This window comes from Variovorax sp. P4_D9 (assembly GCF_056401695.1).
Window position 1 is genome coordinate 1 of sequence record NZ_JBFUIU010000312.1, and the last position, 10,152, is coordinate 10,152.

Here is a 10,152-nt window from a genome sequence, read left to right on the forward strand (position 1 = left end):
GCACGGCACGACATGGAGGTGTCGGTGCGTCGCGGCGAGACGCTAGTCGTGATCGGCCGCAACGGTGTCGGAAAGACGACGCTCATTGAGACCATCATCGGGCTGACGACGCACCATTCCGGCGAGATCTGGTTCGATGGCGAGCGCATCGACAAGGAGCCCGCGCATCGCCGCAACCGCCGTGGCGTGGGCTGGGTGCCGCAGCAGAGAGAGGTCTTTCCGTCGCTGATGGTTGAAGAGAACCTCACCGTCGTGGCTCGTGCAGGAACCTGGAACCTCGAGCGCGTATACGCCTTGTTTCCGCGCCTGAAAGAGCGCCGCAGCAACTACGGTAACCAACTCTCCGGCGGCGAGCAGCAGATGCTGTCGCTCGGGCGCGCGCTGATGACCAACCCATCGCTGCTGTTGCTCGACGAACCAGTAGAAGGCCTGGCGCCGCTGATCGTCAAGGAGATGCTGGTCGCGATCGAGCGGATGCGCCGCGAAAGCGACATGGCCATCGTGCTGGTCGAACAGAAGTACGAGCTGGCCCTGGCGCAATCCGAGCGCTGCGTCGTCATCGACCACGGCGCGGTCGTGCATAGCGGGCCCAGCGAAGAGCTGCTGGGCAACCAACCACTGATCGACAAGCTGCTTGGCGTGTCGGCCTGAGTCCCCTTAGGAGAAGAACAAATGAATCTTCCTCGTCGACGCTCAATCGAAGTGACTGGCGTCTCGCATGGCGCAGCACCCATTCCGATGGGCGCACGTGTCGGCAACACGCTTTACTCATCGGGCATCCCGGGCATCGATCCGGGTACGGGAACGCTTCCGGCCGACGCTGCCTCGCAGGCGAGCTTCGCGTTTGACCACGTGCGCGCTCTGCTCGCCGGAGGCGGCGCCAGCTTGAATGACGTGGTGCGCATGACGGTCTACCTGAAGGACAACGCCGCGCGCGAGCACATCAATGCCGAATGGCTCAAGTGCTTTCCGGACCCGCACGACCGCCCGGCTCGCCATACGCTGATGTACGACCTGCAAGGCGGCATGTTGCTGCAGCTGGAAGTCATCGCGATCATCAATCAACCTTGATGCACTGACCGAGGAGAGACCGATGAGCACCGTTATTGCGCGTCATACGCTTGGGGACCTGTTGCGGCGCACGCGGCAGCGCTTCCCTGACAAGCTCGCTATCCGCTGCGGGAACGTGGACTGGACCTATGCGCAGTTTGACGACGTCTGCAACCAGCTTGCCGGGGGTCTTGCAGAGCGCGGCATTGAGATCGGAGATCGTGTTGCGGTGATCTCGCGAAACTCGCATGCGTTTGCTACGCTGCGATTCGCGTTGGCCCGGCTCGGCGCGGTACTGGTTCCCATCAACTTCATGCTGAGTGTTGAGGAAGCGCGTTACATCCTCGAGCACTCAGGGGCTCGCATGTTGTGCGTCGACTCGGATTTCGCGGAATTGGGGAAGGCCGCTAGCGTCGATACTGCGGTCAGCGAAAGAGTCTGGCTGCCGAGCGAAGGCCCTACCGACCCAGTCGCTGGACTGACGACCTTCGATCAACTGCTGAAGAAGGGCGGAGCGCCGCAGCGAGCTTTGACGGGGTCGATGCTGGCGCAAATCATCTACACCAGCGGCACCGAATCACGTCCAAAAGGGGCGATGCTGACGCACGACGCCGTCATCTCCGAGTACGTGAGTTGCCTGGTCGACATCGAGATCGCCGAGAGCGATCGTGTGCTGCATGCGCTCCCGCTTTATCACTGCGCGCAGCTCGACGTTTTCCTCGGCCCCTGCATCTACGTGGGCGCAACCAGCGTGATCACGGGCAAGCCGGCGGCCGCCAATCTCCTCGCACTGATGGAGCGCGACCGCATCAACTCCTTCTTCGCGCCGCCGACGGTCTGGATTTCGCTGATGCAAGCGCCTCAGTTCGAATCAACCGACCTGTCGTGCTTGCGCAAGGGCTACTACGGGGCGTCGATCATGCCGGTGGAGGTGCTGAAAGAAATTCAGCGACGCATGTCGGCGGTCCGCCTTTGGAATCTCTACGGCCAGACCGAAATCGCTCCGGTAGCGACCGTGCTAAAGCCTGAGGATCAACTTCGCAAGGCAGGGTCGGCCGGCCGTGCGACGCTCAATGTCGAAACCCGGCTGGTTGACGACGCCATGAACGACGTGGGTGTCGGCCAGATCGGCGAGATCGTGCACCGCTCACCCCAGCTCCTGAGCGGCTACTACAAGGACGAAGAGCGCACGAAGCTCGCTTTTCTCGGTGGCTGGTTCCACAGCGGAGACTTGGGAACGATCGACGAGGAGGGCTACATCAGCGTCGTCGACCGCAAAAAGGACATGATCAAGACCGGCGGCGAGAACGTCGCCAGCCGTGAAGTCGAAGAGGCGATCTACGGCATCGACGGAGTCTCTGAGGTGGCCGTGATCGGACTCCCAGACCCCAAGTGGATCGAAGCGGTCACTGCCGTGATCGTCACGAGGCCGGGTCATGTGCTCACCGAGCAGAGTGTCCTGTCTGCCTGCGCAGGAAGGCTAGCACTGTTCAAGATCCCCAAGCGGGTGATCTTGGTCGACGCGTTGCCAAAGAACCCAACCGGCAAGGTGCTCAAGCGCGAGTTGCGGCTCAAGTACCTGTCCCCGTCAAACGTCTGACTTCATGAACGATCCCGTCAAACGCCTGAACCGCCTCGATTGCTGTGCGGTATCTGATGCACTCGACAAACTCGGCTTGCGCGACCGTGTTGTCAGCGGCCTCGAGCAACGCTCGACCACCCGGCGCATCGCCGGGCGCGTGGTGACCTGCCGACTCGTCCCGGCGGATCGGGCCCCGCCGCCGCCAACGGGCGCAGCACCACGGCATTTGGGCACGACTGCGATTGAAATGGCGCAACCGGGCGAAGTGATCGTTGTCGAGCAACGCACGGGCCTGGATGCCGGAAGCTGGGGCGGCATCCTCACGCTCGGCGCGAAGGTCCGAGGCGTCGCCGGCGTGATCGCCGACGGCCCGGTGCGAGACGTCGACGAAGCGCGTGCCTATGACTTTCCGGTCTATTGCCGCGCCCTGACCGCAAAGACCGCCCGCGGACGCGTTGCGGAAGCCGTAACGAACCAACGCATCACGATCGGCGACGTGACCGTGAATCCCGGGGACTACGTCATTGCCGACGCGAGCGGCGTGGCCTTCATTCCGGCCGCGGATATCGAGCGCGTCCTCGACGCCGCCGAAATGATCGCAGGTCGTGAAGCCGCCATGGCCAAGGCGCTGCTGGCCGGCCAACCCATCGCTGAGGTGATGGGCGCTGATTACGAACACATGCTGCGTTGAGCGACGCATTGGAGAACCGAGATGACTGACCGCAACGTCGAGCGTGCCTCGAAGCTCGATACCGCCACCTTGAGCGATGCGCTCGACCGGCATGGCCTGAACGGCCAGTGCTACCGAATCAAGCCGCGCTCGATCGACTTTCGCATGACGGGTCGCGCCTGGACCCTCAAATATGGCCCCGCCGGTACGCCGCCCGGCACCGTCGGCGACTACATCGACGACGTGGCGCCTGGTAGCGTGATCGTGCTCGACAACGGTGGGCGCGACAACGTCACCGTGTGGGGCGACATCCTGACCGAGGTAGCGCACAGCAAGGGCATCGCAGGCACTGTGATCGACGGCATCAACCGCGACGTCGCGCTTTGCTTGCAGCTTGGTTATCCAGTCTACAGCCGAGAATCCTGGATGCGCACGGGCAAGGACCGGGTTCAGGTCGAGGCTACGCAGATTCCGGTCAGCATCGGAGACGTCCGCGTCTGCCCAGGCGACTTGATGCGCGGCGACGCCGACGGTGTGGTCGTCATTCCCAAGGAACAGGAAGACCTGGTGCTCGCCTCAGCCGAGGAGATCCAGGCCGCCGAAGACGCCATTCGCGAGTCGGTGCGCGGAGGCCTCAACTTGCGCGAGGCTCGCGACAAGCATCGCTATCACCAACTGCAGACGCGGATGGCCTCGAAATGAGCACGATGCTCACCATGCCCGCTGGGCCGACCATTCGGCCCGACATCCAGCGGACCAGCGCCACCGTTGTCGCGGCTGCCCAGTCTTTGCCGACCGCAACGTTGCACGAGGCAGGCGGCCGCATCGGAGTGTTGCCATCGGCTATCAAGCCTGTAGCCCCGACATTTCGCGTCTGTGGCCCCGCCGTTACGGTGCACTCACCCGGTGGAGACAATCTCTGGTTGCACCGCGCCCTCTACGTAGCGCAGCCGGGCGATGTGCTTGTTGTCCACGTCAGCGGCGACTACGAATTCGGCTACTGGGGCGAGATCATGTCCTGCGCCGCCAAGGCACGCGGCCTGGCGGGCCTCGTGATCGACGGCTGCGTGCGTGATGGCGGCATCCTCGCCGAGTTCGGCTTGCCTGTATTCGCTCGCGGCCTGTGCATGCGGGGCACGGGCAAAGACTATGGTGCTCGCGGCTGGGTCAATTTTCCAGTTCTGTTCGGTGATCTCACAGTGAATGCCGGCGACTTGATCGTCGGCGACACGGACGGAGTCGTAGCGATTCCGCGCGAGCGCGCCGAGCAGGTGGTTTCAGCGGCCGAACAGCGCGACGCCAAGGAGGCCGCAATCCTGGATCGCATTCGCGCGGGCGAACGGACCCTCGAGGTCTACAACTTCTGAGGCGCTATCGGCCTCTTTCCCCCCAACCGTTCACTTAGGAGTCCCCATGATCATCGACGTCCACGGGCATCTTTGCGCCTCCCCAAAGCTCTACGCCTGGTACACGCTGCTGCTCGCAAGCCGAGCCACCTACGGCACGCCGCCGCCTCCCCTGTCCGACGACGAGATGTTGTCGCTGCCGGAGACAAAGCGCAATCTCGATGCCATCGACCTGGCGGGGACTGACGTGCAGCTGCTGTCGCCCCGACCCTTTACGATGTTCCACGCCGAGAAGCCTGGCCGCGTGGCGCATCGCTGGAACGAGGGCGTCAACGCCTACATTGCGCAGTTCTGCCGTGTATTGCCGGACCGCTTTGCCGGCATCTGCGGCCTGCCGCAACCAGCAGGCGAGCCGATCCAAACGTCGTTGCCCGAACTGGAGCGCTGCATCGTGGAGTATGGCTTCGTCGGCTGCCTGCTGGACCCGGATCCGGGCGAGGGCGACAACAAGACCCCGCCGATGGGGGACGAGTATTGGTATCCGCTGTACGAGAAGCTCTGCGAACTCGATGTGCCCGCGCACGTGCACTCCACCGGAAACCAGCACGGCCGCGGCACCTACGCGACGCACTTCATCGACGAGGAGAGCTTGGCCATTCTGTCGCTCGTCAATTCGCGGGTCTTCCTGGACTTTCCGAAGCTGCAGATCATCATCTCGCACGGCGGCGGCTCGGTGCCCTACCAGGTTGGTCGCTGGCGCGCCGAGCGCCTGCACCCCGTCATGGCGAAGAACCATCCGTTGAATGAATCCTTCGACGAGAGCTTGCGGCGCATCTACTACGACACGGTCATCCACTCCAAGGATTCGCTGGCGATGCTGATCAAGCTGGTCGGCAGCGACCGCGTCGTCTTCGGCACTGAGAACCCGGGATCGGGCACCGCCATGAATCCCGAAACCGGCCGAAGTTTCGACGACATCAAGGCCCTGGTCGAGGATATCGATACGCTGACGGCCGAAGACCGCGCCAACATCTACGAGAACAACGCGCGACGCCTGTTCCCGCATCTGAAGGCCAAGGGCGGGGCGCCCGCGGTCAAGGGCGACCCCAACAAGTACTTGACGGGCGAGGGCGCCCGCCAAGGCATCGGCATGTGATCGGGAGACACTGATGGCCCGCATTGTTCTTGGCATCGGCACGTCCCACAGCCCGTTGCTCGTGCTGGGTGGGGCGCAATGGGAGTTCCGTTCCGCGGACGATCGGCGCAACAAGTTGCTCAATACGCTGGATGGCCGACTCGTTTCCTACGATGACCTTGTCGCCGAGCGCGGCGAGCCCTACATCAGGGAGTCGGACCCGGCGGGCTTCCCTGCGATGGCAGCCAAGGCCGAAGCTGCGCTAGACAGCCTGGCCGCCCAGTTGCGTGCCGCTGAGCCGGATGTCGTGCTGGTCGTCGGTGATGACCAGGGAGAACTGTTCGGCCCGGAGAATTTTCCTGCCATGGCCGTCTATCGCGGCGATGAACTGTTGATGAAGCCGTCCGAGCACCTCAAGGGAATGCCGCCGTGGGCCGACCAGAAGTTCTGGTCGGGCTATCGGATGGACTTGCCTCATCGCTATCCGGGTGCGCCCGACCTGGCGCTCGATCTGGTGCAGGGACTCATTCGCCAGGGTGTGGACGTGGCGTCGTCGGATCGCATCCTCGACCCCAGCGTGCGCGGTTTTGGCCACGCATTTGGCTTCGTGATCGAGCGATTGATGAAAGACGTCAACGTGCCGATGCTGCCGGTCATGCTCAATACATACTTTCCGCCAAACACACCGACAGCGGCAAGATGCTATGAGGTAGGGACGAAGATCGCCTCGGCGTTGGCCTCATCCTCGAACCCAGCGCGCGTGGCCGTGGTCGCATCGGGGGGGCTCAGCCATTTCCTTTGCGAAGAGGCGTTCGACCGACGCATCGTTAGCGCACTGCAGACCAATGACGTCGACAAGCTCACGGCGATACCGCAGGAGGCCATGCTGTCTGGATCATCCGAAATCCGAAACTGGATCATGGTCTCCGGAATGGTCACCGGACTGAAGTGCGACTACACGGAATACATCCCCGTGCATCGCACGCCACTGGGCTCCGGCATCGGCCTGGCATTCATGGGCTGGAAGTAGGCGCGGAGAAACATGGTGGCCTACGAAACCCTGAAACTCGATCCGGAGGATGGCGTTTTGTGGCTGAGCCTGAACCGCCCGGACCAGCTCAACGCGTTCACGGTGACGATGGCGAACGAGTTGACCGACGCGTTCACCGCGATCAGCGAAGACGACACCGTCCGCGCGGTGATCGTCACCGGTGCCGGCAGAGCGTTCTGCGCCGGCATGGACCTGTCCCGCGCCGGGAATGTCTTCGGTCTGGACGAGAGCCTCACGCCTTCGCTGTCCGATCTGGACGACCTCTACGACGATCCCGCGATCGTCCAGGGTGTCCGCGACACAGGCGGGCGCGTGGCGTTGGCCATCATGGCGTGCAAGAAACCCGTCATCGCTGCAATCAACGGCCCTGCCGTGGGCATCGGCGCGACGATGACGTTGGCTATGGACGTTCGCATTGCGTCGGATACAGCGCGAATGGGCTTCGTCTTCGGTCACGTGGGCATCGTACCCGAGGCATGCTCCACCTGGCTCCTGCCGAAGCTGGTGGGAATTTCCCAGGCTCTGGAATGGTTGTATCGGGCTGATGTATTTGACGCCGAGGAAGGCCGCCGTGGGGGCTTGTTCCGTGCAGTGGTCCCGGCGGACAAGCTGCGCTCCGAAGCCGAGGCGCTCGCACGCAGCTTCATCGATGGCAAGTCTGCCGTCTCCGCGGCACTGATCCGCCAGATGATCTACCGCAACGCGGGCCAGCCTGATCCATTGATCGCCCACAAGATCGAATCTCTGGGCGTCTTCTATGCGAGCCAGCTTGACGGCAAGGAGGGGGTTGCTGCGTTCCTCGAACGCCGTCCACCGCGGTTCACCGCGCGCCCGTCCACCGACATGCCGCCGTTCTATCCCTGGTGGTGAGCGGATCGCGGCACGTCACATGAACAATATTGGAGAAGCGAGAGTGATCATCGTATTTGGTGGAACCGGCATGCTCGGACAGCATACTGCAAATGAACTGGTCGACAGGGGAGAGACCGTCGTCGTGACGGGCGTGCGACGCCAGGCGCCTGTACTTCTGCAGGATGCCATCGAGCGCAAGCGAGCGTTCGTCGAGTACCTCGATTTGACCGACCCGTACGCGGTGATGGCTGTAGTGACCAAGTACAAGCCGGACACGGTAGTCGACACTTCCGGGTATGCGCCCAAGCAGCTGGCGCCTGCCGCGGAAGTTCGCGCGCGGGTCACGGCCGAGCTGAACCTCTTCGAGGCGGCCAAGCTGAACAGCGTCAAGCGCATTGTGCTGACGAGCTCGTCCGACGCGTACTGGGGCCTGGGCCCGGAATGCATGCCGTTCAAGGAAGATATGGCCTCGCCGCTGCAGGAGTCCGATGACAATTTCATCGTGCAATCCTGGGCAAAGAAAACGCTCGAGGTCATCGCGAATCTCTACCGTCGGCAGGAAGGCCTGAACATCGTGACCGTGCGTTGCAGCGGCATGTACGGGCCGGTCTATCGTACCTTCCTGAATTTGCCGAGCCGCTTGATCAAGGCCGGCCTTTCCGGCACTGCACCGGACTTCTCCAAGGGGAGCGGAGTCCCAGTAGAGACCGACGGCTACGACCAGACCTACGTCAAGGACATCGCGTGCGGCATGGGGCTCGTCATTCGCGCGCCTTCGCTGAAGCACCACATTTACAACCTTGGCAGCGGGCGCGCAGTGACGTATGGAGAGATTGCACGCGCGGCCGAGAAAGCCATTCCCGGCTTCAAGGTGCAACTTCGAAGCGCGGCGCAAGACGCATTCGCCGCTTCTGGTCGAGAAGTGAACATGGGCAACTTCTACATGGACATTTCCCGACTGCGCGACGAACTAGGCTACGAGCCAAAGTACTCGCCCGAGCGCGCCATGGCCGAGTACACCGAGTGGTTGCGCATTCATGAGATGTGACTTGGCGATAACTGGCGCTGTGATCAATCCGGGCCAATGGTCATCAATGCTCATCAGCGGCGCAATGAAGGCAGTGCTAGCGATCTCATCGTGACAATGAAGGAGCCTTTCATGACCAAAAAATTGATTGGCATCATTGGGGCGGGCGCGATCGGAATTGGCATCGCGCGGGTCTGCTCGATGGCCGGCCTGCTTGTGTCGATGATCGATGTTTCCCAGGCAACGGTCGACCGTGAAATTGCGGCGCTGACAGCAAGCCTTGAGCGTTTAGTCAAGAGAGACAAGCTGTGCGGCCGACATGAAAGCGGCTGCAGCGCGGGCAAGCGGCAAGGTCGGCTATGACGCACTCGCGACCGCAGATCGCGGCTTTACAGCTACTTCTGAATCAAGATCATGACCTACGAAAACATCCAGGTACGCGTCGAGGCCGAGAAGGTCGGCATCATCATGCTGAACCGGCCCAAGGCGTTGAATGCGCTGAACGACGCCCTGATGACCGAACTGGGCCAGGCGCTGAAGGCCTTCGACGCCGACCCGGCCATCGGTTGCATCATCCTGACCGGCAGCGAGCGCGCGTTTGCGGCCGGCGCCGACATCGCGGCGATGGCCAAGTACAACTTCCAGGACGTCTACAAGGGCGAGTACATCACCCGCAACTGGGAAACCATCCGCCAGATCCGCAAGCCGGTGATCGCCGCGGTGAGCGGCTTCGCGCTGGGCGGCGGCTGCGAGTTGGCGATGATGTGCGACTTCATCATCGCGGCCGACAACGCGAAGTTCGGCCAGCCTGAGATCAAGATCGGCGTCATCCCGGGCGCCGGTGGCACGCAGCGACTGCCGCGCGCGGTCGGCAAGTCCAAGGCCATGGACATGGCGCTGACGGCCCGCATGATGGACGCCACCGAAGCCGAGCGCGCCGGGCTGGTGAGCCGCATCGTGCCTTTCGAGAAGCTGGCCGAAGAGGCGCTGGGCGCCGCGCTGACCATCGCGAGCTTCTCGCAGATCGCAGTGATGGCGGCCAAGGAATCGGTCAACCGGGCCTTCGAGAGYGGGCTGTCGGACGGCGTGATGTTCGAGCGCCGGCTGTTCCATGCGCTGTTCGCGACCGCCGACCAGAAGGAAGGCATGGATGCCTTCCTGGCCAAGCGCACGCCCGACTTCAAGCACCAGTAAGCGCTAGGCCGAACTTTGGTAATCGCCGAGACGTAAGTGCGCGCCCTGCTTGAGCTTTTCGTTCGCAGGGAGAGCGGCTACTGGGTACAGGCGGGATTCAAGCCGAGCAGCGTGAAGGCTTTTGCCTGAAGCGGCGTGGGCCGCGTGGTGGTGACGATCTTGGCCTCGGGGTTGAGGTGGGTGTGGGTGATGTTGTAGGCCAGGGTGGAGAGGTCCTGCAGCAGGGTCCTGAAGCTGTGCAAGGG

12 protein-coding genes are annotated in these 10,152 nt (G+C 62.9%); all 12 read left to right on the top strand.

Annotated elements, in window-relative coordinates; all coding sequences use genetic code 11:
- Nucleotides 1-651 (top strand): ABC transporter ATP-binding protein (locus tag AC1DY5_RS28380; protein WP_478116808.1); only part of this gene is annotated, 651 nt, incomplete at its 5' end.
- Nucleotides 652-672: 21 nt separating this feature from the next.
- Complete coding sequence (locus AC1DY5_RS28385) at nucleotides 673-1,071, top strand: RidA family protein (protein WP_478116810.1); 399 nt, start codon at nucleotides 673-675, stop codon at nucleotides 1,069-1,071.
- A 22-nt stretch (nucleotides 1,072-1,093) separates the two neighbouring features.
- Nucleotides 1,094-2,650: an acyl-CoA synthetase gene (locus AC1DY5_RS28390; protein WP_478116812.1), complete on the top strand. Its 1,557-nt coding sequence runs from the start codon at nucleotides 1,094-1,096 to the stop codon at nucleotides 2,648-2,650.
- 4 nt (nucleotides 2,651-2,654) lie between these two features.
- The gene (locus AC1DY5_RS28395) at nucleotides 2,655-3,323 is read left to right on the top strand and encodes an RraA family protein (RefSeq protein WP_478116814.1); all 669 of its coding nucleotides are present in this window, start codon (nucleotides 2,655-2,657) and stop codon (nucleotides 3,321-3,323) included.
- 21 nt (nucleotides 3,324-3,344) lie between these two features.
- Nucleotides 3,345-4,004 (top strand): RraA family protein, encoded by a 660-nt coding sequence (locus AC1DY5_RS28400; protein WP_478116816.1) that lies wholly within the window; start codon nucleotides 3,345-3,347, stop codon nucleotides 4,002-4,004.
- Nucleotides 4,001-4,669: a 4-carboxy-4-hydroxy-2-oxoadipate aldolase/oxaloacetate decarboxylase gene (locus tag AC1DY5_RS28405; protein WP_478116818.1), complete on the top strand. Its 669-nt coding sequence runs from the start codon at nucleotides 4,001-4,003 to the stop codon at nucleotides 4,667-4,669. The genes AC1DY5_RS28400 and AC1DY5_RS28405 overlap by 4 nt, the downstream gene beginning before the upstream one ends.
- Nucleotides 4,670-4,715: 46 nt before the next feature.
- Nucleotides 4,716-5,804 carry an amidohydrolase family protein gene (locus AC1DY5_RS28410; protein WP_478116820.1) on the top strand — a complete coding sequence of 363 codons (1,089 nt, stop codon included), beginning with the start codon at nucleotides 4,716-4,718 and terminating at the stop codon, nucleotides 5,802-5,804.
- 13 nt (nucleotides 5,805-5,817) lie between these two features.
- Nucleotides 5,818-6,813: a DODA-type extradiol aromatic ring-opening family dioxygenase gene (locus AC1DY5_RS28415; RefSeq protein ID WP_478116822.1), complete on the top strand. Its 996-nt coding sequence runs from the start codon at nucleotides 5,818-5,820 to the stop codon at nucleotides 6,811-6,813.
- A 12-nt stretch (nucleotides 6,814-6,825) separates the two neighbouring features.
- Nucleotides 6,826-7,704: a crotonase/enoyl-CoA hydratase family protein gene (locus tag AC1DY5_RS28420; protein ID WP_478116824.1), complete on the top strand. Its 879-nt coding sequence runs from the start codon at nucleotides 6,826-6,828 to the stop codon at nucleotides 7,702-7,704.
- 43 nt (nucleotides 7,705-7,747) lie between these two features.
- A complete protein-coding gene (locus tag AC1DY5_RS28425; RefSeq protein ID WP_478116826.1) occupies nucleotides 7,748-8,734 on the top strand; it encodes an NAD-dependent epimerase/dehydratase family protein in 987 nt (328 codons plus the stop codon).
- 36 nt (nucleotides 8,735-8,770) lie between these two features.
- Nucleotides 8,771-9,076: a 3-hydroxyacyl-CoA dehydrogenase NAD-binding domain-containing protein gene (locus AC1DY5_RS28430; protein ID WP_478116827.1), complete on the top strand. Its 306-nt coding sequence runs from the start codon at nucleotides 8,771-8,773 to the stop codon at nucleotides 9,074-9,076.
- A 51-nt stretch (nucleotides 9,077-9,127) separates the two neighbouring features.
- Entirely contained in the window at nucleotides 9,128-9,907 is a 780-nt protein-coding gene (locus tag AC1DY5_RS28435; RefSeq protein ID WP_478116828.1) for an enoyl-CoA hydratase, read from the top strand.
- Nucleotides 9,908-10,152: the final 245 nt, after the last annotated feature.